The organism is Mesorhizobium sp. CU3, assembly GCF_006442965.1.
In the GTDB taxonomy this organism is placed as follows: Bacteria; Pseudomonadota; Alphaproteobacteria; order Rhizobiales; family Rhizobiaceae; genus Mesorhizobium.
Genome location: NZ_VFWX01000010.1, coordinates 210,073 through 232,648 on the forward strand (window position 1 = coordinate 210,073; position 22,576 = coordinate 232,648).

Annotated in this window: 31 protein-coding genes; 9 read left to right on the top strand and 22 right to left on the bottom strand. The window is 63.5% G+C overall.

What is annotated here, in order from left to right; all coding sequences use genetic code 11:
• Window positions 1–290 precede the first annotated feature (290 nt).
• Window positions 291–605 (top strand): hypothetical protein, encoded by a 315-nt coding sequence (locus tag FJ988_RS17430; protein ID WP_140819573.1) that lies wholly within the window; start codon window positions 291–293, stop codon window positions 603–605.
• Between the two features lie 50 nt (window positions 606–655).
• Here FJ988_RS17430 and FJ988_RS17435 read toward each other — a convergent pair whose 3' ends face one another.
• Together FJ988_RS17435 and FJ988_RS17440 are read right to left on the bottom strand one after the other, a co-directional pair.
• Complete coding sequence (locus tag FJ988_RS17435; protein WP_140819574.1) at window positions 656–880, bottom strand: hypothetical protein; 225 nt, start codon at window positions 878–880, stop codon at window positions 656–658.
• A 106-nt stretch (window positions 881–986) separates the two neighbouring features.
• On the bottom strand, window positions 987–1,196 hold the full coding sequence (locus tag FJ988_RS17440) for a cold-shock protein (protein WP_140819575.1): 210 nt from the start codon (window positions 1,194–1,196) through the stop codon (window positions 987–989).
• A 276-nt stretch (window positions 1,197–1,472) separates the two neighbouring features.
• Here FJ988_RS17440 and FJ988_RS30845 point away from each other — a divergent pair, with 276 nt between their 5' ends.
• Complete coding sequence (locus FJ988_RS30845; RefSeq protein WP_181183568.1) at window positions 1,473–1,646, top strand: hypothetical protein; 174 nt, start codon at window positions 1,473–1,475, stop codon at window positions 1,644–1,646.
• Window positions 1,647–1,648: 2 nt separating this feature from the next.
• On the opposite strand, the gene FJ988_RS17445 is transcribed toward FJ988_RS30845, so the two are convergent.
• The gene (locus tag FJ988_RS17445; protein WP_140819576.1) at window positions 1,649–2,062 is read right to left on the bottom strand and encodes an HD domain-containing protein; all 414 of its coding nucleotides are present in this window, start codon (window positions 2,060–2,062) and stop codon (window positions 1,649–1,651) included.
• 261 nt (window positions 2,063–2,323) lie between these two features.
• Here FJ988_RS17445 and FJ988_RS17450 point away from each other — a divergent pair, with 261 nt between their 5' ends.
• A complete protein-coding gene (locus tag FJ988_RS17450) occupies window positions 2,324–2,527 on the top strand; it encodes a CsbD family protein (RefSeq protein WP_140819577.1) in 204 nt (67 codons plus the stop codon).
• A gap of 151 nt (window positions 2,528–2,678) precedes the next feature.
• On the opposite strand, the gene FJ988_RS17455 is transcribed toward FJ988_RS17450, so the two are convergent.
• Window positions 2,679–2,972, bottom strand: coding sequence for a hypothetical protein (locus FJ988_RS17455; RefSeq protein WP_140819578.1), 294 nt, complete (start codon window positions 2,970–2,972; stop codon window positions 2,679–2,681).
• A gap of 284 nt (window positions 2,973–3,256) precedes the next feature.
• Between FJ988_RS17455 and FJ988_RS17460 the strand changes: the two genes are divergently transcribed.
• Entirely contained in the window at window positions 3,257–3,769 is a 513-nt protein-coding gene (locus FJ988_RS17460) for a ferritin-like domain-containing protein (protein WP_140819579.1), read from the top strand.
• Between the two features lie 50 nt (window positions 3,770–3,819).
• Here the strand turns inward: FJ988_RS17460 and FJ988_RS17465 are convergent, their stop codons facing one another.
• The 3 genes from FJ988_RS17465 to FJ988_RS17475 form a co-directional block, all read right to left on the bottom strand.
• A complete protein-coding gene (locus FJ988_RS17465) occupies window positions 3,820–4,002 on the bottom strand; it encodes a hypothetical protein (RefSeq protein WP_140819580.1) in 183 nt (60 codons plus the stop codon).
• Window positions 4,003–4,117: 115 nt separating this feature from the next.
• Window positions 4,118–5,050 (bottom strand): YihY/virulence factor BrkB family protein, encoded by a 933-nt coding sequence (locus FJ988_RS17470; RefSeq protein ID WP_140819581.1) that lies wholly within the window; start codon window positions 5,048–5,050, stop codon window positions 4,118–4,120.
• Between the two features lie 461 nt (window positions 5,051–5,511).
• Complete coding sequence (locus FJ988_RS17475) at window positions 5,512–5,814, bottom strand: hypothetical protein (RefSeq protein ID WP_140819582.1); 303 nt, start codon at window positions 5,812–5,814, stop codon at window positions 5,512–5,514.
• 613 nt (window positions 5,815–6,427) lie between these two features.
• Between FJ988_RS17475 and FJ988_RS17480 the strand changes: the two genes are divergently transcribed.
• Window positions 6,428–6,727, top strand: a complete 300-nt coding sequence (locus FJ988_RS17480; protein ID WP_140819583.1) for a DUF982 domain-containing protein — start codon at window positions 6,428–6,430, stop codon at window positions 6,725–6,727.
• Window positions 6,728–6,743: 16 nt separating this feature from the next.
• Here the strand turns inward: FJ988_RS17480 and FJ988_RS17485 are convergent, their stop codons facing one another.
• Window positions 6,744–7,463, bottom strand: coding sequence for a Crp/Fnr family transcriptional regulator (locus FJ988_RS17485; protein ID WP_140819584.1), 720 nt, complete (start codon window positions 7,461–7,463; stop codon window positions 6,744–6,746).
• A gap of 114 nt (window positions 7,464–7,577) precedes the next feature.
• Here FJ988_RS17485 and FJ988_RS17490 point away from each other — a divergent pair, with 114 nt between their 5' ends.
• Entirely contained in the window at window positions 7,578–7,844 is a 267-nt protein-coding gene (locus tag FJ988_RS17490; RefSeq protein ID WP_246688580.1) for a DUF6894 family protein, read from the top strand.
• Between the two features lie 9 nt (window positions 7,845–7,853).
• On the opposite strand, the gene FJ988_RS17495 is transcribed toward FJ988_RS17490, so the two are convergent.
• From FJ988_RS17495 to FJ988_RS17505, 3 genes are all read right to left on the bottom strand, one after another.
• Entirely contained in the window at window positions 7,854–8,081 is a 228-nt protein-coding gene (locus FJ988_RS17495) for a hypothetical protein (protein ID WP_140819585.1), read from the bottom strand.
• A 221-nt stretch (window positions 8,082–8,302) separates the two neighbouring features.
• A complete protein-coding gene (locus tag FJ988_RS17500; RefSeq protein ID WP_140819586.1) occupies window positions 8,303–8,761 on the bottom strand; it encodes an Lrp/AsnC family transcriptional regulator in 459 nt (152 codons plus the stop codon).
• Entirely contained in the window at window positions 8,748–8,933 is a 186-nt protein-coding gene (locus FJ988_RS17505; RefSeq protein ID WP_140819587.1) for a hypothetical protein, read from the bottom strand. The genes FJ988_RS17500 and FJ988_RS17505 overlap by 14 nt, the downstream gene beginning before the upstream one ends.
• Between FJ988_RS17505 and FJ988_RS17510 the strand changes: the two genes are divergently transcribed.
• Window positions 8,932–9,675, top strand: coding sequence for an AzlC family ABC transporter permease (locus FJ988_RS17510; protein ID WP_140819588.1), 744 nt, complete (start codon window positions 8,932–8,934; stop codon window positions 9,673–9,675). The genes FJ988_RS17505 and FJ988_RS17510 overlap by 2 nt on opposite strands.
• Window positions 9,672–9,971: an AzlD family protein gene (locus tag FJ988_RS17515; RefSeq protein WP_140819589.1), complete on the top strand. Its 300-nt coding sequence runs from the start codon at window positions 9,672–9,674 to the stop codon at window positions 9,969–9,971. The genes FJ988_RS17510 and FJ988_RS17515 overlap by 4 nt, the downstream gene beginning before the upstream one ends.
• 34 nt (window positions 9,972–10,005) lie before the next feature.
• On the opposite strand, the gene FJ988_RS17520 is transcribed toward FJ988_RS17515, so the two are convergent.
• The 6 genes from FJ988_RS17520 to FJ988_RS17545 all read right to left on the bottom strand — a co-directional run bounded on the left by FJ988_RS17520 (window position 10,006) and on the right by FJ988_RS17545 (window position 17,280).
• The gene (locus tag FJ988_RS17520; RefSeq protein WP_140819590.1) at window positions 10,006–12,096 is read right to left on the bottom strand and encodes an EAL domain-containing protein; all 2,091 of its coding nucleotides are present in this window, start codon (window positions 12,094–12,096) and stop codon (window positions 10,006–10,008) included.
• A gap of 100 nt (window positions 12,097–12,196) precedes the next feature.
• Window positions 12,197–13,354: a M20 aminoacylase family protein gene (locus FJ988_RS17525; protein ID WP_140819591.1), complete on the bottom strand. Its 1,158-nt coding sequence runs from the start codon at window positions 13,352–13,354 to the stop codon at window positions 12,197–12,199.
• A gap of 105 nt (window positions 13,355–13,459) precedes the next feature.
• A complete protein-coding gene (locus FJ988_RS17530; protein WP_140819592.1) occupies window positions 13,460–14,656 on the bottom strand; it encodes a diaminopropionate ammonia-lyase in 1,197 nt (398 codons plus the stop codon).
• Between the two features lies 1 nt (window position 14,657).
• Window positions 14,658–14,846 (bottom strand): hypothetical protein, encoded by a 189-nt coding sequence (locus FJ988_RS17535; RefSeq protein ID WP_140819593.1) that lies wholly within the window; start codon window positions 14,844–14,846, stop codon window positions 14,658–14,660.
• A complete protein-coding gene (locus tag FJ988_RS17540; protein WP_140819594.1) occupies window positions 14,846–16,081 on the bottom strand; it encodes a Zn-dependent hydrolase in 1,236 nt (411 codons plus the stop codon). Before FJ988_RS17540 ends, FJ988_RS17535 begins: the two co-directional genes overlap by 1 nt.
• Complete coding sequence (locus tag FJ988_RS17545; RefSeq protein WP_140819595.1) at window positions 16,078–17,280, bottom strand: diaminopropionate ammonia-lyase; 1,203 nt, start codon at window positions 17,278–17,280, stop codon at window positions 16,078–16,080. Before FJ988_RS17545 ends, FJ988_RS17540 begins: the two co-directional genes overlap by 4 nt.
• A 100-nt stretch (window positions 17,281–17,380) precedes the next feature.
• Here FJ988_RS17545 and FJ988_RS17550 point away from each other — a divergent pair, with 100 nt between their 5' ends.
• The gene (locus FJ988_RS17550) at window positions 17,381–17,854 is read left to right on the top strand and encodes an Lrp/AsnC family transcriptional regulator (RefSeq protein WP_140819596.1); all 474 of its coding nucleotides are present in this window, start codon (window positions 17,381–17,383) and stop codon (window positions 17,852–17,854) included.
• Between the two features lie 16 nt (window positions 17,855–17,870).
• Here FJ988_RS17550 and FJ988_RS17555 read toward each other — a convergent pair whose 3' ends face one another.
• The 5 genes from FJ988_RS17555 to FJ988_RS17575 are packed head-to-tail and all read right to left on the bottom strand — an operon-like array spanning window position 17,871 to window position 22,418.
• Window positions 17,871–18,830: a branched-chain amino acid ABC transporter permease gene (locus tag FJ988_RS17555; RefSeq protein ID WP_140819597.1), complete on the bottom strand. Its 960-nt coding sequence runs from the start codon at window positions 18,828–18,830 to the stop codon at window positions 17,871–17,873.
• 1 nt (window position 18,831) lies between these two features.
• Window positions 18,832–19,719 (bottom strand): branched-chain amino acid ABC transporter permease, encoded by an 888-nt coding sequence (locus FJ988_RS17560; RefSeq protein ID WP_140819598.1) that lies wholly within the window; start codon window positions 19,717–19,719, stop codon window positions 18,832–18,834.
• On the bottom strand, window positions 19,716–20,420 hold the full coding sequence (locus FJ988_RS17565) for an ABC transporter ATP-binding protein (RefSeq protein ID WP_140819599.1): 705 nt from the start codon (window positions 20,418–20,420) through the stop codon (window positions 19,716–19,718). Before FJ988_RS17565 ends, FJ988_RS17560 begins: the two co-directional genes overlap by 4 nt.
• Window positions 20,413–21,213, bottom strand: a complete 801-nt coding sequence (locus FJ988_RS17570; RefSeq protein ID WP_140819600.1) for an ABC transporter ATP-binding protein — start codon at window positions 21,211–21,213, stop codon at window positions 20,413–20,415. Before FJ988_RS17570 ends, FJ988_RS17565 begins: the two co-directional genes overlap by 8 nt.
• A complete protein-coding gene (locus FJ988_RS17575) occupies window positions 21,210–22,418 on the bottom strand; it encodes an ABC transporter substrate-binding protein (protein ID WP_140819601.1) in 1,209 nt (402 codons plus the stop codon). Before FJ988_RS17575 ends, FJ988_RS17570 begins: the two co-directional genes overlap by 4 nt.
• Between the last annotated feature and the right edge of the window lie 158 nt (window positions 22,419–22,576).

The following is a 22,576-nucleotide window of genomic DNA, read 5'->3' on the forward strand; positions in this document are numbered from 1 at the left end:
CCTCAAGACAACCTGTGCCTATGAATGAGTAAGTGTCTCACTCTACATAGAGATAGGGTTCACCCCATAATCAGTCAAGAATGTGCGATACATCAACGAAGACGCACGCTAACGCTGCCAACGATGCTTTGAAGCCGCGTTTGTGGTTATATGCTAACTCATTGATTTTATTTTTGATTTTTAACATTTGTGTATTGCCATTCGCGTAGCTGGCGCGCATGGTGGCAACAGAGGGACAAACCGTCCGCGAAAGGGAGGGTTTTCCAATGCTACGAGGATTTTCCGACCAGTTGCGCGATGACGCCCATTGCAAGGTCCGCGAGGCCCTGCGAGCTAACGGCATCGTCAACATCATTGGATTGTCAGAGGAAATCCGCCTGAAGCACGTCCATGAGAACATCGCGCGCGAGGATATCGAGAACCTCGTGCTGCATGTTGCCCAACTCTACGGGGCGCCGATCGAGTTCGATGTCCATGCGCTTACGGCGCTGGATCTGCCGGACGCATACGCCGCCGACAACCGCAACGATCTCGAAAAAATTCTGGGTGAGCGAAGGCAGCCGGATGTCCCTGCCGACCTGCTGCAAGTGGAAACCGACCAATAACGCGGACGGTCCCTCGGTGCCGACCAGGGAAACCCGGAACGGCCGGGCTTTCAGGATTTCGCAGTCTGTCGCTTTCGGGCAGGTTTTTTCGGCGCAGCCACAGCCGTGGAGGATTCCTGCGCTAGCCTTGCGGCGCGCAACCGTTCCGTCTTGGCTGCCCTCGCCGTCGCTTCCAGGTCGAGGATCTGCCGCGCGACACGCGTGGTCATGTCGGTCTTGGCTTCCGTTCGCGACGGGGCCGGCTTGAACAGGCCAGTATCCGGTAGGGATTTCATCGTGTTCTCCTTAAGTAAAAAGGCCGGGCAATGCCCGACCTTCTCCAACGCACCTCAGCAGCCAATGCCAGTACATCCGTGGTCAAAGGACCGCGAGGCGCTGTGATCAGGCAGCCTGCAGATTCTCCGCCGCGTTCTTGCCGCTGCGGTTGTCCCTCACGATATCGAAGCTGACCTTCTGGCCCTCGACGAGCGAACGCATTCCGGCGCGCTCCACGGCCGAGATATGAACGAACACGTCCGGCTGGCCGCCGCCCTGCTCGATAAAGCCAAAACCTTTGGTAGCATTGAAGAACTTGACGGTTCCGGTAGTCATTGCGATCTCCTTACAAATCGACGCAAAATCATACGCGTCCAGCAATTGCCAAACGGCGCTCTCTTCGAAATTGAGATGGAAGATCGTAGAAGCGCAAATTTGCGCGGGAACAACGTTCGTTCAACAAAATCGATTTGCGAGATATAGCGCTTAATTTCGTGAGCGGCAAGGGTTTGCAAAATAATACTACCGGATGCGGGCTAGCCCGAACGGCAAGAGTCGACCGCGGGAACAGGCGCCCCAACCACACGTTGTCCCTCGGAAGGGAAAACAACGATGGCAGACAAGGATGACCATGGGGATGAACTCCCCACTCTGGACGAATTCGTGCAGCGGCTGGTTGACGAGACCGGCATCAGCGAGGCGCAGGCACTTGAGCTGATTTATCTCATCGGACTCAATTGGAGTTCGCTGCTTCGCGAAGCCAAGGTGATTGCCGCGCAGGGCTGAGGTCAGGGCCTGGCGTTCAGATGATCGAGGATGACAAGGCCGGTTTCATACTTCTGCGGAGCCAAGCCAGCCTGATGCGCCTGCCAGAGATTGTCCCTAAGATCGGCTGCCTTTACCGGCCCGGCCAGCTCGTTCGACACGGCACGGCAGATGAAACCCTCTTCGCTCTCGTCCATGCGCCTGGTCAGCGCGTCGACCGCCGCCACGACCGCAAATCCGAAGCCAGCAGCCTCCAACCTAGCCAGCGTCCAGCCTTCGCCCTTCTCGATGACGTCATGCAGGTAAGCGACAGTCTTTTCGTCGAGCGTCTCCACGGCGTCGGCTACGCGTCGCAAATGCTCGATATAGGGTTGGCCTGTCTTGTCGGTCTGCCCGCGATGGGCATCTTCGGCGATCCTGGCTGCTTCGTGAAGCATGGTCTTCTAGCTCGTCAAAAGACTAAGCCCGCCCCGGCGAGGGGGACGCCGAGGCGGGCTTTGCTCGGGTTCGAAACCCGGTTGGCAGCGCGCTTTCGCGGGGGACGGGCTGCGCGCCATCCTGCATCCAAAAACATCGGGGGGCGGCGAATGTTCCCTGCGATCCCGGGTTTTTCTTAACTCGGTCCATAAAAGGATTCGAGCAGGAACCTCGGCCGATCGGTGCCGTTAGCCTTCAGTGTTCAACAAGGAGATCCGACCATGGATTGGAACCGCGTCGAAGGCAATTGGAAGCAGGTCAAGGGCAAGGTCAAGGAACAGTGGGGCAAGCTCACGGATGACGACCTCGACCGCATCGCGGGAAAACGTGACCAGCTTGAAGGCAAGATCCAGGAGCGCTACGGCATCGCCAAGGATCGCGCCAAACGGGATGTCGACGACTGGTACTCGATGCAGGGCTGGTAGTTTTGCCGATCGATCGGAGGGCGCCGCCGCGAGGCGGCGCCCTTTTCATGCCAGGCTATCACTCATCGGCATTTCATAAGTGGAATCGAAAGTGGCGGCTGGAGATAGCCGCCACTTTCCTTGAGCCAGTCGTTGCACCGGCTGGAGCCGATCAGTTCGCGCCGCCGAGTTCCTTGGTCATCTTGCAGAAATTGTCGTGCGCCTTGGCGATGGCATCGTCGCCGCAGTCCTTCTTCATCGCGGTGCGATCGTCCTCGGTGAGGGCCATCCAGGCTTTCTTGAACTCGTCGCCCGACTTCATGGTCTTCATGCCGGCGTCGGTAAAGAAGGGCGACATCTTTGCCGGATCGTCAAGCGCCGAGGTCCCGGTCCCACTACCGGCTAATGCGGCACCGGTCATCAGGGACAATGCCAACGCACCCATGCAGATCATCTTGGTATTCATTTTCCTGCTCCCTACCAAAATTAGAAACAACTACATTGGCAAAGCGCGCTTGTCGGAGAAATGTTCCGGACAAAATCGGATAAATCTTCTCGGACATCTGTCGACCGAGGATTTTTCCATTGAAAGAGGCTGTCGGAACTGCGCCTGATTTTCGGCGCATCGTTGGCTTTGCGCTGGTCAATAACAATTGACAGTTCTAGGCCGCAATTACGCAAAAATTCTTTTCGGAACAAGTCGGATGACCTCGGGTTGGTGCTGATACAACCTCACCCGGGAGATCCGACATGGCGACGACGAAAGCGGCTTCGAAGAAGGGCCTCAACGAACTTTTCCACGACACGCTGAAGGACATCTATTTCGCCGAGAAGAAAATCCTCGCGACGCTGCCCAAGATGGCCAAGGCGGCGCAGGACGACGCGCTGAAGATGGCGTTCGAAAAACACCGCGAGCAGACGCAGGAGCATGTCGCGCGGCTGGAAGAAGTGTTCGAGGTGATCGACAAGAAGCCGGCCGGCAAGACCTGCGCGGCGATCATGGGTATCACCGAGGAAGGCGCCGAGATCATGGACGAATACAAGGGTTCGCCCTCGCTCGACGCCGGCCTGCTCGCCGCCGCGCAAGCCGTCGAACATTACGAAATTTCGCGCTACGGCACGCTCAAGACCTGGGCGCAGGAACTCGGCCTCACCGAAGCGGTCACCCTGCTCGACCAGACGCTTGCCGAAGAGAAGGAAACCGACGCGGCGCTTACCCAGCTTGCCGAGTCGGCCGTCAACGTGGCGGCCGAGGCGGCGTAACTCTGTTTCATTCGATGTCGGGCCTCGGCGGGCTTCGCCGGGGCTTGGCCTCAGGCCTCCTGGCCAACCTTCAATCCAAGGCCCAGTCTCTGGCCGTCGGCAAAAGCGGTGGCGAAGGATTCCAACTCGAAGGACGTGACGCTCTCAGTGCCGTCCCGCGTCACGAGGACAAACCATTCGCCCATGTTCTCGTAGACCTGGACAGAATTGGATTGGACGATTTCGGAGCACATAGCTTTCTCCCATGCTGCGTTGGGCGAAAGCACCTGAGTTGACTTTCAAGCGTCCTCTTGCCGCGTAGACGAGGACGACTCCATGATCATATGCCTTTCCAAGGCAAAAGCGATCTCATTTGTTTAGCCTCTGGCTTTTGTTTCCGGCCGGCGCATGCGCGGCACTGACGTCGGCGGCCACGAGCCGGGCAAGGTCCTTGCGGCTGCCGCGCCGCACGGAATAAGCCCGCGTGATCTCGGCGCCGAAGAGGAAAATCTGCGCCGAATAATAGACCCATATCAGCACCACCATCAGCGCGCCGGCCGCGCCGTAGGAGCTGGCGATGGCGCTGGTACCGATGTACCAGCCGATCAACGACTTACCGAGCGTGAAGAGCAGCGCCGTGACGACCGAGCCGATGGCGACGTCGCGCCATTTGAGCGACCTGTCCGGCAGGATCTTGTAGATCGCGGCAAAGAGCAGCGTGATCAGCACGAAGGACACGACCGTGTTGATCACGCTGACGATTAGCGTGCCGAAGGGCATCTGCTGATTGATGACGGCGCCGAGTGCCGCGATGGCCGTGCTTGCCGCCAGCGAGACAAGGAGCAGGAAGCCAAGCGCTGCAACCAGGCCGAGACTGACCGCGCGGGCGCGCACGATCCTGGTCAGCGAGACACCATTTGGCTTCACCTTCCAGATTTCGTTCAGCGACTGCTGCATCTCGCCGAAGACGCCAGAGGCCGTGACGAAAAGTGTGACCAGTCCGACGAGCGTGGCCAGCGTGCCGGACCAGCGATGCGCGGCGCTCTCGATCGTCGCCTTCAAGAGGTCGGCGCTCTGTGGTCCCATGACACCCGAAATCTCGGCAGACAGCGCCAGTTGGGCGGCATCGTTGCCGATGACGATGCCGGCGATCGCCACAACGATCAAAAGGATCGGCGCCAGCGAGGTGGTTGCATAGAAGGCCATTGCGGCGCCGTGGCTGAGCGCATTGTCTGCGACATAGCCGGTCACGCTTTCGCGCAACAATATCCAGCCTTCCTCGGCCCAACTGGTTTGCGCCATGGGCGGCACCCGCGCGGCGGGCATGGCTGCGGCAGATGACGAAGCTGTACCACTTGACCCTCGAACTGCAGGAGCCTTGCCGACTTCATTCTTGCGGCGAGGTCCAGTCTTCTGCCGCTTGTTCGCGACTGCTCGAGATCCCGCTCTTTTCGTCATGCCCTGCCCTCGCCCGCCCAGGGCGGGAAGCCAGAAAAACCTGCCCATACCCTTCGCCGCCTGATCCAGCCGACGCGGCCCGCCGAAACTTAAGTCGGTGCCAGCGCGATGGTTCCGATACCGGCAATCCACCGAGCAAAAAAAGACCCGCCCGGAAGCGAGTTTACCGGGCGGGCCAGATCCGGGCTGGTGGAGCCCGGAGACGGGAGGTTTGAGGAATGCGTAACCCCACGCCCGCGCCAAAACTTCCGAAGCACCGGATCAGTTCCATGTAACCTGTTAAGCCAGTTAGTCTTTTAAGCCGGTTAGTTCGAGTTCTGCGGCGGAACCTCGCCCGGCTTGATCACCGGCATGTCGCTGCCGGTAGCCGGCGGCGTGGTTGCGTTCTGGTCACCGGTCGGCGGCGGCTTGAGGACGCCACCGCAATTGCCAAGCTGCTTCGACAACTCGTCGGTGTCGGCCTGCTGCTTCTGTTTCTGCTGCTGGTCATTGGCGTCGGGCGTCGCCTGGCAGTCCTGCGTCTGCTTCGGTTCTTCCGCCGCTGTCTGGGCGGCCGTGGGCATTGCGTGGATCAGCAGCAGGGCGGCGGTCAGGATCGCTTTCTTCATGGCATCCTCCTTATTCCCTCAAGGCGACAACGCATGCCGGCTGGAAAGGTTTGATCCGTGACGCTGGTCGTGAGTTTGCAGCCTCTTGATCTTGTCCAAGGAAGCCGGACAACTTTGGGGAGCGCATGGTCTTTCAAGCCGCGGGTCCTACATCAAAGTTAAATGCGGACGGCCGCCGGCGGTGATAGGCATGGAATCAAACGGGGGGGACCCTTTACGGAGGAGTCCCATGGACGTTCGCAACCTCATCGGCACACTCTCGGCGAACCTTTTGCGCCGGCGGGCGGCCGCAATGACTAGCCCCGTATCGCCACTTCCGGCAAAGCCGATCCGGTCTTCGCTCGCGGATCTGCCTTTGCGTCCGCGCCTGCGCCCGCCGCACAGGCCGGCACCGCCGATCCGGCCCGCAAGCAACATGTAGTCGTGTCCAACTGTGGCGGCTGGATGCAACCAGCCGGCGGCCGAGCCGTTACCTGCGACCCCATTTTTTCAAGGTGCACGATGAAATCTCTTCGTACGAACAGTCCCCTTTTTGTCCTCGCCGCAGCCATGATCACGGCCGCGCCCTTTGTCGGTCTCGCCCTGCGCACGCGCGAATGGCTTGGATGGTGACATGAGCCGTTTCCTGCCCCTCACCATCCGCTTCGTCAGCGGCGGCACCATGGTGGTCACCACGATAGCCGAGGCGAAGAGAGCGCTCGCCGGCACCTGGAAGAACAAGGATGCGCCGGCCTATCTCGAAGCCGCGCGCCTGGTCGACGACGCCATCGCCGGCATCTGCCGGCCGGCGATCGCTTTCGCCGCCTTCAAGAAGGTCGCCGCGCAGCAGGGCCTGCTGAAACCCACAAGGCCAAGTGCCGCGCTCAGCATGCTCGACGAACTGTGGTTGCGCCGCAAGGCACCGCCCGGCTGAGTGCTTTCCGGCAAGCCTATCTCGGCTCGCGATTCATGCTGAGATATGTCGGGTCGAATTCGGCAATCTCGACCAGGCGCTGCCAGTCGAGGATGGTGATCCGATGGTTCGTCCAGTTGATCACATTCATGCGGCGCAGCGTGCCGATGACCCGGTTCATATGCACAACCGACAGGCCGAGCACGTCGGCAAGCTCGGCCTGCGAGAGCGGCAGGTGGAAGCTCATCTCGCGGGTCTTCTTTACCACCTGCAGCCGCACGAACAGTTCGCAGATCAGATGCGCCAGATGCGAGGTCTTGGAGCGCCGGCCCATGGCAACGATCCATTCGCGATGGATGGCGCCATCGACCAATGTGTCCAGCCAAAGCAGCCGCGTCAAATGCGGCGCCTTCTCGGTGATCGTTTTCAGCTTGCCGTGGTCGGCTGCAAGCACATGGCAGGGCGACAGCGCGATGATGCCGTGGTCCATGGTCTTCAACAGGAAAGCATGCAGGTCGACGAAATCGCCGGCTACCTGCAGCGAAGTGAATTGCCGCCCGCCATCCTCCAGCACCTTGTAACGGGCAGCTAGCCCGTCGACGATCAGCGTACTGGTGCTCGGCCGTGTGAATTCCGAGACGATGTCCTCGCCGGCCGTCACGTATTTTTCGACCGACATGGCGTCGGCCAGAAGCGCCTTCTCTTCTTCCGAGAGGGCGTCGTGCTGGCCGAGGTTGAGATAAAGCGATTCCAGCATCCGGCTTTCCTGTCTCTGCGCTTGCAATGCCTAACGTCGGAGGCTCGGGCTGGTTGCAGCGCGACGGTCTCGCCGCGCGATCAAACCTTTGGAACCATGGGGGCGGCTAATGGATTGAAGCTCGAAATCGCCGGAATCGACATGCCGATGCAACGCTTCTACTTCGACGTGTACAACACCGAACACTCCCAGACGGATGGCGAGGGCCAGTTCTTTGCCGACCGCGAGAAGGCGGGCATGGAGGCGCTGCGCATCCTGCATGACGTCGCTCGCGACGAGATGCCGGGCGGCACGAATCTGAAGATCACAGTCAAGGTATTGGACCACAAGCGCGACCAGGTCTTCGAGGCCTCGCTGACGCTGGATTCGGCCTGGAGTTGACCGCGCAGACTAAAGGTAAAGCGAGGCCAGATAGATCGCCGGCGCGACGATCAGGCACAGCGCGATCAGCGCCAGCACGACATGGCCAAGACGCTCCGCGCGCCTGGCAGTGGCGGCGACCTCTTCATCGCTGTTGATCAGATCGAGGAACGAAAGATCGCCGTGGCTGTCGCGACGATTGTCGTTGGCGGCCGGGCTTTCGGCATCTTGGGCGGGTCTTGGGGAGATAGAGGTCAAAAATCGTCTCGCTTTGGCAGTCGATCGCGCGGCTCGTGGGGGCTCCGCCTCAGAGGTGCGGGGAATCGGATGGTCACGTGGAAGATGACCGACGACAGAGAACACTTTTCGCCGGACGCTCATCAATTCGCAAGACGCTTTTTGGTTGCAGCAGCCGGCCCTATGCGTGGCGATGTCGGACTTCAGTCGGATCTGGGATGCGGCGTGCAAGCGGCACAGGCTCACAGTGGCATGGCCGACGTCTGCTTGATCGTTTGGCTGGGCACATCCGTCTTGACGTTCTGCACGCCCTTGATGCGGCTCAGATGCTCCGACTGGAAGCGGCGGTAGTCGTCGATACCGGCGGCGACGATGCGCACCATGGCGTCGCAGTCGCCCAGCATCAGGTAGCACTCCAGCACCTCGGGGAACTTCGCCACCTCGGCGGCGAAATGCTCGATCGTCGCCTCGTCCTGCTGCTTCAGCCAGATGCGGGTGAAGAAGGTCTGGCCGCGGCCGACCTTGGCCGGGTTGAGCACCGCGACATAGCGGTCGATGACGCCGGCCTCCTCCAGAAGCTTCACCCGCCGCAGGCAAGGCGACGGCGACAGGCCCACTTCCCGTGCCAGGTCGTTGTTGGCCATGCGCCCGTCACGCTGCAGGGCGCGCAGGATGCGTTTGTCGATGTCATCCAGCTTCATGGCTCATGATTCCAATTTTTTCCGCAAATACGATACTCAATGCCAAATTGTCGCAGATATGGCGCATCTTCGCAACCCGATTGCGGGGCAGTTGGGCTATGGTCCGGCGATCGATAACCCCACAACCGACAGGGAGAACGGCGGCCGCATGGCCCGCCGAAGGCAGAGCCATGAGCGTTTCCGAAATCGCCCTCGCCGAGGGCCAGATCAGCCAAGGGCGTGGCGGCGAATTCCGGCGCGGCCTGGCCGCCTCGACGCCGGTGCTGCTCGGCATCATCCCTTACGCGCTGGTGCTCGGCGCGCAAGGCGCACAGAAGGGCCTGAGCGTGGTCGAGGTGCCGATGATGACCGGCTTCAACTTCGCCGGCGGCTCTGAATTCGCCGCGATCCAGCTCTGGACCTCGCCGCCGCACATCCTGTTGATCGCGGCCATCACCTTTCTGGTCAACAGCCGGCACTTGCTGATGGGCGCGGCGCTTGCACCCTTCCTCGCGCACCTGCCGAAGCGCAAGGTTTTCCCGGCGCTGTTTCTGATGTGCGACGAGAGCTGGGCGGTGGGCCTGGCCGATGCGCAGCGCCGCGCCGCCCAAGGCCTGCGGCCGGCCTTTAGCCTACCCTTCTATCTCGGCGCCGCCCTGCCCTTCTACCTCGCCTGGGTGGTGTTCACGACCTGCGGCGCCGCGCTCGGCCCGGTACTCGGCGATGTCGAAAAATACGGTTTCGCCATGGCCTTCCCGGCCGTCTTCCTGGTGCTGATGCGCGGCATGTGGAAGGGATTTGCGGCCGCGCGGCCGTGGCTGGTCAGCCTGGTGGTGGCGGCGCTCACCTATCTCATCGTTCCCGGCGCCTGGTATGTGGCCGCCGGCGCGCTCTCCGGCCTCGCGGCGGCCTGTTTCCTGGCAGGCGACAAATGATCGATCCGATGACCGTGCTCGCCATCCTGGCGATGGCCGGCGTGACCTATCTCACCCGCATCGGCGGCTATGTGGTGCTGCGCAACAGAACGCTGAGCGCACGCGCCACGGCCGTGATGGAGGCCGCGCCCGGTTGCGTGCTGATCTCGGTGATCGCACCGGATTTCGTGTCGAAGAATCCGGCGAACCTGGCGGCTTTGGCCATCACCGTCCTTGCCGCGACCCGGCTGTCGATGCTGCCGACGGTGGTGATCGGGGTGGCTTCGGCCGGCGCGTTGCGGTGGTTGATGGGCTAGGCGATTCCCCCCGCGCGTGGAGAGATCGGTTGTATCAACCCGCCCGCATTTCCAGCGTCTCGCCGGTCGCCCGCGCCACGATCGCGTCCAGCGGCTCGGGACGGTGCAGGAAATAGCCCTGGCCGTAGGCGACGCCCATGCCTTGCAGGATCTCCAGCGCGCTTTTTTCCTCGACCTTCTCGGCCACCACGGCCGCCCCCATCGAACGGGCGATGCCGGCGATCGCGGCGACGATCTCGCGATCGAAACGGCTTTCGGCGATATGCTCGACGAAAGAGCCGTCGATCTTGATGGCATCGACGGGAAAGCGCCGCAGATATTGGAAGGAGCTCATGCCGGCGCCGAAATCGTCGAGGCTGACACGGCATTGGCGCTCGCGCGCCCTGCGCACGAATTCGGCGGCGGCATCGAAATTGGTGACGGCGGCGGTCTCGGTGATCTCGAAGCCGAGAGCCGAGGGCGGCGCGCCGCTGTCGGCGATCGCCTGGTCGACGAAAGACCAGAGCTGGGGGTCCGACAGCGTCTGCGCCGACAGGTTGAAGCCGAACGAGATGGCGCCCGCGCGCATCGCCTCGCCATGGCGGGTGAGCGCGGTGCGGATGATCCAGCGGTCGAGCCTTGCCGCGAGCCCGAAGCGCTCGGCGACCGGCATGAAGTCGCCCGGCGGGATCAGCTTGCCGTTGCGGGCCTCCAGCCTCGCCAGCACCTCGACATGGCCTTCCCAGGGCTGGCCGAGGCGATGGATCTCCTGGCCGTAGAGCTTCAGCCGGCCGTCCTCCATGGCGTCGACCAGATCGGCGGCGAGCCGCGCCGCGTTGAGTCCGCCGGCGCCCGAGGCCGTCTCCGGCGCGAACACGGCGAAGCGGTCGCGGCCGCCGGCTTTGGCGGCGTAGCAGGCATCGTCGGCGCAGGCGAGCGCGTCGGCGACCGTCATGTCAGGGTCGCGCACGAACGCGATGCCGACGCTGGCGGCCAGCCGGCGCGAGGCGATGGTCGCGCCGAGATCGGCGTCGCGCACAGCGGCAAGCACATCGCGCGCCAGCCTTTCGGCGCAGTCGTCATTGCAGTTCGGCACCAAAAGCGCGAACTCGTCACCGCCGAGCCGAGCGGCATGCGCCGAAGCCGGCAAGCTGGCCATAATGCCGGCCGCAACGCTCTTCAGCGCCAGGTCGCCGGCGGCGTGGCCGGCATAATCATTGAGCGCCTTGAAGTAATCGAGATCGACATAGAAGACGGCGAGCGGCAGCCGTTCAGCCCTGCCAATGTTTTCGGCGAGTTGCCGGTCGAAGGCCGGGCGGTTGAGCAGCCCCGTCAGCGCATCGTGGTTGGCGGCGTAGGCAAGCTCCTCGGCCCGGTTCTTTTCCTCGGTAATGTCGCGCACGGTGCCGAGGAACTGGCCGGCCGAGCCAACGCCTGCGATGAAGCGGACCAGGGACTCGATATGGCGGACCGCGCCGTCGCGGCGGATGATGCGATACTGCACGGCAACGACGCTGTCAGTGCCGAGCGACATCCGATGGGCGCGCTCGGTGGCCTCCCTCTCGTCCGGATGCAGGAAAGTGTGCCACAGATCGGCGGACACCTCGTCCGTGTCAGCGACCAATCCGAAGATCTCGCGCGTGCGGGCATCCCAATAGCTCTTGTTGGTGCCGACGTCGAAGTGCCAGATCCCGGTGCCGCTGGCTGCGAGCGCCAGGCGGAAGCGCACATTGATCTCATCGAGCGCAGCCTCGGCCTCTTTCTGCTTCGTGATGTCAGTCTGCACGCCCATCAACCGGAGCGGCCGGCCCTCGGCATCGCGCTCGACGATGCCGCCACGGTCGAGCACCCAGATCCAGCGGCCATCCTTGTGGCGCAGCCTGAGCTCGGTTTCGATCGACGGGGTAAGGCCGGCGATATGGCGATCGCCGCTTTCGCGCGCGCGCTCGCGGTCGTCGGGATGGGTCAGGTTGAACCAAAGGTCGGCCGTATAGGCAAGTTCGCCCTCGGCATAGCCCAGCATCTTCGCCCAGGTCGGCGAGTAGTAGCAGTCGCCGGTCGACACATTCCAGTCCCAGAGCCCCAGATGAGCGCGGTCAAGCGCCATGGCCCAGAACTCCGCCTTCCGTGTCTTGTTGTCCGCCATACCCTGTTTTTCTTTTCGTCCCGTCGGCCAATTCTGCTCGAAACGAGACAAGAAAGAGTTACCGGGCGTACAGCTGATCGCCCTTCTCGTATGGGAGAGATCAGCTAGCCGCCAGCCTCCTTCTCACCACCGCCTCATGAAACCGCGCGCCGAAGAGCAGGCCTTCATCGTTGAAATCATAGGCGGGGTTGTGCAGCGGCGCGGTGTCGCCATTGCCCATGAAGACGAAGCAGCCGGGGACACGGTGCAGAAAGCGGGCGAAATCCTCCGAGGCTGTCATCGGCTCAGCCGCGACGCGAACAGCGTCGTCGGCCAGCACTGTCCTGGCTGCCGCAAATGCTTCGTCGACCAGCGCCGCGTCGTTGATCAAGGGAACGAACTCGCGCGTGTAAGTGATTTCAGCTTCAACATTATAGGCCTGCGCAGTGCCTTCGGCGATGCGGCGCATTTCCTGCTCGATCGCAGCACTTACCTCCGGGCGAAAGCTGCGGCAGTCGCCAAGGATGCGCGCGGTTCCCGGCAGCGCGTTGCGGGTGCCGTCGGTGATCAGCTCGGTCACCGAGACGACGCCGATATCGGCGGGGCTCAGCCGGCGCGCGACGATGGTCTGCAGATTGACGACCAGCGCGCAAGCGGCGACCAGGGTCTCGCGCCCGGCATGCGGGCGTGCGGCATGGCCGCCGACCCCCTTGAGCACGATCTCGAAATTGTCCTCGGCCGACATCACTGGACCGGCCCGGGTCTCGAAATGGCCTACGGGCAGGCCCGGCATGTTGTGCAGGCCGAAAATCTCCTCGAAGGGGAAGCGTTCGAGCAACCCGTCGTCGAGCATGGCGAGCGCGCCTTTGCCCCATTCCTCGGCCGGCTGGAAGATGAAGCGCACCGTGCCGTCGAAACCGCCTTCGTCGGCCAGGACTTTTGCCGCGCCGAGCAGCATCGCGGTGTGGCCGTCATGGCCGCAGGCATGCATGGTGCCGGGGGTTTGCGAGCGGTGGGGCGCCGTGCCCTGCTCAGCGATACGCAAGGCATCCATGTCGGCGCGCAGTGCGATGGCGCGGTTGCCGCTGCCGCGCTTCAGCGTGCCGACGACGCCGGTGCCGCCGATACCTTCGGCAACCTCGATGCCGAAATCCCGCAGCTTTTGCGCCACAAAGGCGGCGGTGCGATTTTCCTCGAAGCCGAACTCGGGATGGGCGTGAAGATCGCGCCGCCACATTGTCATCTCGCGGTGCAGTGCCTCAAGGTCGAGTCTGGCCATTGGTCGCCCTTTTTGCGCTATAGCGAACGGAAAGCTACGGCGAAGCCGCCGAGCCTGCTACAGCAAAGTCGAGCCTGACCACCGTACAACTTTCTTCGAATTGCCTCAGGCAACCTGCATCAGCACATCGTCCGGCGCCACGCCGACCAGTTCGGCAAAGCGGCCGGGGTCGGTCGCGCCCTCAGAGTTGATGACGAGCACGCGCGAGTGGCTGTCGAGGCCGAGCGCCGTGCGCATGGAACGCTCGCCCGCCGCGCGGATCAGTCCGGCGAGCCCTGCCCCGCCGCTCTCGCCGGAGACGATCGCCGGATCGTTGCCCAATGGCCGCGCCAGCCGCTTCATCACGGCGATCGCATCCTCTTCCTCCACGGTCATGAAGGCATCGCCGACACGCGCCAGAACGCGCCAGGCGACCGAGGACGGCTCGGCGCATTCGAGCATCGTCATGACCGTCGACTGCTGATTGGCGATCGTCACCGGACGCCCCGCCTGGGCGGAGGCGTAGAGGCAAGCCGAGCGTGTCGGCTCGACAATCACGGCCTTCGGCCGCCGCGTGCCGAGCATGATCGCCATATGGCCGGCGATCGCCGCCGCGAAGCCGCCGACGCCGGCCTGCAGGAAGATATGCGTGGGCGGCTCGGCCATATGGCGCAAAGTCTCGCGCACGATGACCGTATAGCCCTGCATGACCAGGCCCGGCACGCGCTCATAGCCCAGCCAGGAGGTGTTGGAGACGATCTTCCAGCCACGCTCGGCGCCGACCCTGGCGACCTCGCGGACCGCATGATCATAGCCGCCCTCGACCCGCACGATCTCGGCGCCGAAGCGGGCGATGGCCGCGACACGCTCGGCGCTGACGCCGGCATGGACGAAGATCACCGAACGCGCGCCGACCAGGCCGGCGCCCTGCGCCACCGAACGGCCGTGATTGCCGTCGGTGGCGCAGACGAAGATCATCCCGGAGGCGATCCGGCGCACCTTGGCGTCGTTGATCTCGCTGATGTCGACGGTACGCCCGAGCCACTTGCCCGCCTCCTCCAGCACCAGCCGGATGACGGCATAGGCGCCGCCCAGCGCCTTGAAGGAGCCGAGGCCGAGGCGCTGCCCCTCGTCCTTGACGTGAAGTGCTGCGATGCCGAGCTCATCAGCCAGCGCCGGCAACGCGTGCAATGGCGTTTCGACGTGGTTGTCACGCGCCTTGAGATAATGCTCGGCGCGATCACCGCCCGCCATGCCCAGGGCCTCGGCATCGGCCTCCACCAACGGCTGGTTGTATTCGGGACGTTGGTTGAGAAGCAGCATGCTATTCTTTCTTCCAGGCACTGAAGTCTGTTGGCGGGCGCGTTTCGCGTACATTTGATTTTGCTAAGTGATTGAAGTTTGTTTCCGCCGGATGTCGCCGGATGTTCGGCTGCGAAGGCCTTGATACGTCCAGCATGACTATTTTTGGGGGTAATTCCTGATCGAAGCTGGCGATTGCGCGTTTTTTCATCAGTCGGCTGCAAGCCGGGCGGCAACGCCGAGCAGGATGTTGGCGCCGGCAACCAGGTCTTCTGGGACGGTGAATTCGGCCGGGTTATGGCTGATGCCGCCTCGGCTTGGCACGAAGATCATGGCGGAGGGCGCGATGCGGGCGATCATCTGCGCATCATGGCCGGCGCCCGAGGTCATGCGCCGGCAGGACAGGCCGGCGGCCCTGGCGCCATCCTCGATCAGCGAGACGATGCCGGCATCGAAGCTCACCGGCTCGAAACGCGCCAGGCTTTCGGCCTGCACGGTGACGCCGGCGCTTGCTGCAAGGTTGTCAAGGAAAGCAGCCAGTGCTGCTTCCTGTTCGCGAAGATGCGTTTCGTTCGGATCGCGCAGATCGATGGTGAAGGTCGCCCGCGACGGGATGACGTTGATGGCGTTGGGCTCGAAGGCAATGGTGCCGACGGTGGCGACCGTCGGTGTCGGCGACGCGCTCGCACGGTCGGCGAGGAAGCCGATCACCCGCGCGGCGGCGACGCCAGCATCGCGGCGCATCCTCATCGGCGTGGTGCCGGCGTGGTTGGCCTCGCCGTCGATGGTGATGCGCTGCCAGGAAATGCCCTGCAGGTTTTCGACCGCGCCGATGGCGATGCCCTCGCGCTCGAGCACCGGCCCCTGCTCTACATGCAGCTCGACATAGGCATGCGGCTTGAGGAAGCCGGGGGCATGCCGGCCGGCATAGCCGATACGCTCCAGTTCCTTGCCCAGCACCGCGCCATCGGTACCGACCGAGGCCAGTGCCTCCTCGAGGTCGCGGCCGCCGGCAAAAACCAGCGAACCCATCATGTCGGGCGAAAAGCGTACGCCCTCCTCATTGGTGAAAGCGGCGACCACGAGCGGCCGGGCCGGCGCGAAGCCGGCCTCCTTCAGACTCTCGATCGCTTCGAGGCCGGCAAGCACGCCGTAGCAGCCGTCATAGATGCCGGCATCGATCACGGTGTCGATATGCGAGCCGAGCATGACGGGCGCCTCGCCGGCATTGGCATCGTCGCGCCAGATGCCAAAGATGTTGCCAATGCGGTCGACGGCGACCTCGAGGCCCGCCTCTTCCAGCCAGGCTACGAGGCGGTCGCGGCCGAGCTTGTCCATATCGGATGCGGCGACGCGGACGAGCCTGCCCTGCGCGTCACGGCCGAGGCTGCCGAGCTCCTCGATACGACGAAGAAGACGGTCGGCGTCAACAGTCAGATTGCTCATGCCGGTTGCCTCTCCCGCGTGACCTCGTCCGGCGCCATCCCGACCAGCTCAGCATAGCGGCCGGGATCGGTCGCGCCTTCCGAATTGATGATGAGGACCCTGGAGTCAGCGTCGAGGCCGAGCGCCGCCCGCATCTCGCGGTCGCCGGCCGAGCGGATCAGTCCGGCGAGCCCCGCCCCGCCGCTCTCGCCCGAGACGATCGCCGGATCGTTGCCCGCAGGCCGCGCCAGGCGGTTCATCACGCCGACGGCATCGTCCTCATCCACAGTCATGAAGGCATCGGCGATCCGCGATAGCACGCGCCAGGCGACCAGAGACGGCTCGTAGCATTCGAGCATCGCCATCACCGTCGGCTTGCTGTGCGCGATCGCGACGGGATGCCCGGCCTTCGCGGTTTCAAAGAGGCAAGCGGCGCGAGCGGGCTCGACGACCGTCACCGTCGGCCGTGCCTCGCCGAGCACGATGGCAAGATGGCCGGCCACCGCCGCCGCGAAGCCACCGACGCCGGCCTGCAGGAAGATATGGGTGGGCGGCTTGGGCATGCGCTTCAGCGCTTCGCGCACGATCACCGTGTAGCCCTGCATCACCAGTCCCGGTATGCGCTCATAGCCCGGCCAGGAGGTGTCGGAGACGACGGTCCAGCCGCGCTCGGCGGCGACGCGGGCGGCTTCCCTCACCGACTGGTCGTAATCGCCGGCGATGCGCACGATGTCGGCGCCGAAGCGGGCGATGGCCGCGACGCGTTCGTTGCTGACGCCCGAATGGACGAAGATGACTGAGCGCGCGCCGACCAGGCCTGCGCCCTGCGCCACCGAGCGTCCATGATTACCGTCCGTCGCGCAGGCGAAGGTCATGCCGGCGGCAATCGCCTTGACGTCAGCGCTATGCAGTTCGGCGACATCGACGGAACGGCCGAGCCGTCTGCCGGCCTCTTCCAGCACCAGATGCATGACGGCATAGGCGCCGCCCAGCGCCTTGAAGCTGCCAAGGCCGAGGCGTTTGCCTTCGTCCTTGATGTGCAACGCGCGGATGCCGAGCTCATCCGCCAGCGCCGGCAAGGCGTGCAGCGGCGTCTCGGCATGGTTGTCGCGGTGGCCAAGGAAGCGCTCGGCCTCCCCGGCTCCAGCGAGCCCAAGCGTCACGGCATCCTGCTGGGTCAATGGCTGGCGATGGTCCGGATGGCGGTTGAGCAGGAACATGGGTTTCTCCGTCTTGATGGCTGAAATTTATTGCACCGCGAGCGAGAAAGGCGCTCTGTTTTGCTAGTTGAAATGCAAGTTTGTTTCGTTGAGACCCATAATGACCGCTCAGTCCGACCTCGATGCCTTCGACCGCGCCATCCTCGCTATCCTGCAAAAGGACAACACGACGCCGCAGCGAGTGATCGGTGAGAGTGTCAACCTGTCGGCGCCTGCCGTGCAGCGGCGCATCAAGCGCATGGAGGAGACGGGCGTCATCCGCGCCAATGTCGCGCTGGTCGATCCGGGCAAGGTTGGCCACCCGATCACCGTTTTTGTCGAGGTCGAGGTCGAGAGCGAGCGCGCCGAATTGATCGACGCTGCCAAGCGCGGCTTTGCCCAGGTGCCTGAGGTGCAGCAATGCTACTACGTCACCGGCGAAGCCGATTTCATTCTCGTCGTCACCGTGGCGAGCATGGCTGATTACGAGGCGCTGACTAGGCGGCTGTTCTTTGCGAACAACAATGTCAAAAGGTTTCGCACCTTCGTGGCGATGGATCGGGTGAAGGTGGGGCTGGAGGTGCCGGTGGGATGAGGCCTGGCCTCAGCGCTTACCGCCCCAGCCACCGCGCATAGATCTCACCAACGATCCCGCGCCGGAAAATCAGCACGCAGATCATGAAGATCAGCCCCGTGGCGATGGTCACCGGGAAGCCGGAGGTGGCCAGCGTGTTCTCCAGCCCGACGACAAGTCCGGCACCGACGGCCGGGCCGACCATCGTGCCGATGCCGCCGAGCAGGTTCATCAGGATCACCTCGCCCGACATCTGCCAGGTGACGTCGGTGAGCGTGGCGAACTGGAAGACGATTGCCTTGGTCGCGCCGGCAAGACCGGCAAGTGCTGCCGACATGACGAAGGCGGCGAGCTTGTAGCGGCCGACCGAATAGCCCAGCGAAATGGCACGGTTCTCGTTCTCCCTGATCGAGCGCAGGATCATGCCGAAGGGCGAGTTGACGATGCGCCAGATGGCGAAGGCGCCGATCAGGAAGACGGCGAGCACGAAGAAATACATGTTCATGGTGTCGCCAAGATCGAGGACGCCGAAGAGCGTTCCGCGCGGCACGCCCTGGATACCATCCTCGCCCTCGGTGAACGGCGCCTGGACGCAGAAGAAGTAAAACATCTGCGCCAGCGCCAGCGTGATCATGGAGAAATAGATGCCTTGCCGGCGGATGGCGAGGAAACCCATCACCAGCCCCATGCAAGCCGCGCCCGCCGTGCCGAGCAGTATGCCGGCCTCGGGCGGCCAGCCCCAGGCCTTCACGGCATAGGCGCAGAAATAGGCGGCTCCGCCGAAAAATGCGGCGTGACCGAAAGAGAGCAGGCCGGTGTAGCCGAGCAAGAGATTGAAGGCGCAGGCGAAGAGCGCGAAGCACAGCATCTTCATGACGAAAATCGGGTAGATGACGAAGGGCGCCGCGATCAGCGCCACGATGCCCAGCGCTAACAACGCCCGCTCCAGCCTGAGCGAGGCAGCGGCACGTTCCTGGTGCAGGGTCGCCTCACTCATCTCAGGCGTCCCTTCCGAACAAGCCCGCCGGCCGCAGCAACAGCACGATCGCCATGATGACGAAGACGACCAGGTTCGAGGCCTCCGGATAAAACACCTTGGTCAGGCCCTCGGCGAGGCCGAGCATGTAGCCGGTGACGATGGCGCCGAGGATCGAGCCCATGCCGCCGACGACAACGACGGCGAAGACGACGATGATCAGGTCCGAACCCATTAGCGGGCTGACCTGGTAGACGGGTGCTGCAAGGATGCCGGCCAACCCGGCAAGGGCGGCGCCCAGCCCATAGGTCAGCGTCAACAGCAGCGGCACGTTGACGCCGAAGGCCTGCACCAGTTCCGGGTTCTCGGTCGCTGCGCGCAGATAGGAGCCGAGCCTGGTCTTCTCGATCAGCAGCCAAGTGCCGATGCAGACGATGAGCGAGGCCACCACCACCCAGCCGCGATAATTGGGCAGGAACATGAAGCCGAGATTGGTGCCGCCGGCAAGCAGCGCCGGCACGGCGTAAGGATTGCCGGAAACGCCGTAGAAATAGCGGAACACGCCTTCGATGACCAAGGCCAGCCCGAAGGTGAAGAGCAGGCCGTACAGCGGGTCGAGCCGGTAGAGGCGCGAAAGTGCTACGCGTTCCACCACCATGCCGAACAGGCCGACGATCGCCGGCACGATGATCAGCGCCGGCCAGTAACCGATACCGAGCTGAACGAGCAGCAGATAGCCGATGAAGGCACCCAGCATATAGAGCGCGCCATGGGCAAAATTGATGATGCGCAAGAGGCCGAAGATGACGGCCAGCCCAAGGCTCAGCATGGCGTAGAAGGAGCCGTTGATGAGGCCGACCAGGAGTTGGCCGAGAAGCGCCTGGATGGGTATGCCGAAGAACGTGGTCATACCCCGAGCACCTCATGCAGTTTCTCGGTATGCGCGGAAAGCTGCGCGACCGGGAAACTCTCCACCACCTTGCCGTGGTCCATCAGATAAAAACGGTCGGCGATGCGGGCGGCGAAGCGGAAATTCTGCTCGACAAGGAGAATGGTCATGCCGCGCCTCTTCAGTGCCGCCAGCAACTCGCCGATGCGTTGCACGATGACCGGCGCCAGGCCTTCCGTCGGCTCGTCGAGCAACAGCATCTCGACGCCGGTCCGCAGGATGCGGGCGATGGCCAGCATCTGCTGCTCGCCACCGGACAATTTGGTGCCCTGGCTGTTGCGGCGTTCCTTGAGGTTGGGAAAGAGCTCGAAGATTTCCTCCACGCTCATGCCGCCCTTGGCCACCACGGGCGGCAGGATCAGGTTCTCGTCGACGGTCAGCGTGGCGAAGATGCCGCGCTCCTCGGGCACGAAGCCGATGCCCTGATGGGCGACGCGGTGCAGCGGCAGGCGCATCAGATCCTTGCCGTTGAAGGTGACGGAGCCGGTGCGCTTGCGGATCAGCCCTATGATGGCGCGCAAGGTCGTCGTCTTGCCGACGCCGTTGCGGCCGAGCAGGGTCACCGTCTCGCCGCGAAAGACATCGAGGTTCACGCCGTGCAGCGCATGGCCCTCGCCATACCAGGCGTGGAGATCGCGCACCGCAAGCAACGGCTCACTCATGTTCCGTTCCCATGTAAGCGACGCGCACGCGCTCGTCCTGGCTCACCGTGGCGTAGTCGCCGGCGGCCAGCACCTGGCCGCGCTGCATGACGGTGATCCAGTCGCAGAGGTCGGCGACAACGGTGAGGTTATGCTCGACCATCAGCACGGCGCGGTCTTTCGCCAGCGAGCGGATGATGCCGGAGATCATGCCGACATCCTCATGCCCCATGCCGGCCATCGGTTCGTCGAGCAAAAGCACTTTCGGATCGAGCGCCAGCGTGGTGGCGATCTCCAACACGCGCTTGCGGCCATAGGAAAGATCGCCGGCGAGCCGATGCGCGGCATCGTCGAGGCCGACGACGGCGAGAAGCTCGCGCGCCCTTGGCGTCAGTCGATCGAGTGCGGAGACCGGGCGCCAGAATTGATAACCCAGCCCGCTCGGGCGCTGCAGCGCGACACGCACATTGTCGAGCACAGTGAGGTGCGGAAAGATCGCCGAGATCTGGAAGGAGCGCACCAGCCCCATGCGCGCCACTTTTGCAGGCGGCGTGCGGGTGATGTCGGTGCCGAGCAATTCGATCCTGCCGCTGGTCGGCTGCAGGAACTTGGTCAACAGGTTGAAGATGGTGGTCTTGCCGGCGCCGTTCGGTCCGATCAGCGCGTGGATCTTTGCGTGATGGACCTCGAGGTCGACATCCTTCACGGCGACGAAGCCGGCGAAGTCGCGCCTCAAACCGCGGGCGGAAAGCACCACCCGCGGCCTCTGTTCGGTGCCGCCTGGACGGGCGGCGGTAGCGGTGTCGAGCGTCACTTGGTGACGAGCGGGCAGCCGCTGTCTTCGGCCTTCATGAAGGCCTGCTCGCCCGGAATGGTCGCCAGATAGTTGTAGTAGTCCCAGTCCTTCTTCGACTCTTCCGGCTTCTTGACCTGGTAGAGATACATGTCGTGCACCATCGAACCGTCGGCCTGCACCTTGCCGTTGGCGGTGAAGACGTCGTTGACCGGCATCTCATGCAGTTGCTTGGCCACCGCTTCCGTCTCGTCGGTGCCGGCCTTGTCGACGGCTTTCAGATATTGCAGCACCGCCGAATAGGTGCCGGCCTGGATCATATTGGGCATGCGGTTGGTGCGCTTGAAGAAGCGCTCGGCGAATTTTCGGCTCTCGTCGTCGCGGTCCCAGTAATAGCCTTCGGTCAGGACGACGCCCTGCGCCGCCTGCAGGCCAAGACCGTGCACTTCGGCCAGCGTGAAGAGGAGCGCTGCCAGCCGCTGGCCGCCGGCGACGATGCCGAACTCGGCCGCCTGCTTGATCGAGTTCGAGGTGTCGAGGCCGGCATTGGCAAGGCCGACGATCTTGGCGCCGGAGGACTGCGCCTGCAAAAGGAAGGAGGAATAGTCGGTGGAGCCGAGCGGATAGCGCACCTCGCCCAGCACCTTGCCGCCCGCAGCCTCGACGACCTTGGCGGTCTGGTCCTTCAGCGAATAGCCGAAGGCGTAGTCGACGGTGATGAAATACCAGCTGTCACCACCCTGCTTGACCAGCGCGCCGCCGGTGCCGACCGCCTGCGAATGGGTGTCGTAAGCCCAGTGGAAGCCATAGGGTGAGCACTGCTTGCCGGTGAGGTCGGTGGTGGCCGCGCCGGTGACAATGTCGATCTTCTTCTTTTCCTTTGAAATTCCTTGGACGGCCAGCGCCACCGACGAGGTGGTGAGTTCCATGATCGCGTCGACCTGCTCGGTGTCGTACCACTGGCGGGCGATGTTGGAGGCGATGTCGGGCTTGTTCTGATGGTCGGCGCTGACGATCTCGATCGGCGCGCCCTGGACCTTGCCGCCAAAATCCTCGACCGCCATCTTAGCCGCCTCGACCGACCACTTGCCGCCGAAATCGGCATAGACGCCGGACTGGTCGTTGAGGATGCCGATCTTGACCTTGCCGTCGGAAATTTCGCCGGCCGCCGCCGGCATCGCGGTCGCCGCAAGCAGAGCGGCCGAGACGAGATAGGATGCTTTCACTGGTGGTTCCTCCCTTGTGGCCGACGCCGGGAAATGCGGCGGCCTCGCAATGGTTCAACAGGATGCGCTAAAACATGAGCAATGCGGGCTCGCGCCCGTTTGGTCGGTCCTCCTCTACCCGATCCCGCCCCGGATGCGCGGGACCCTAGCATCGGGTC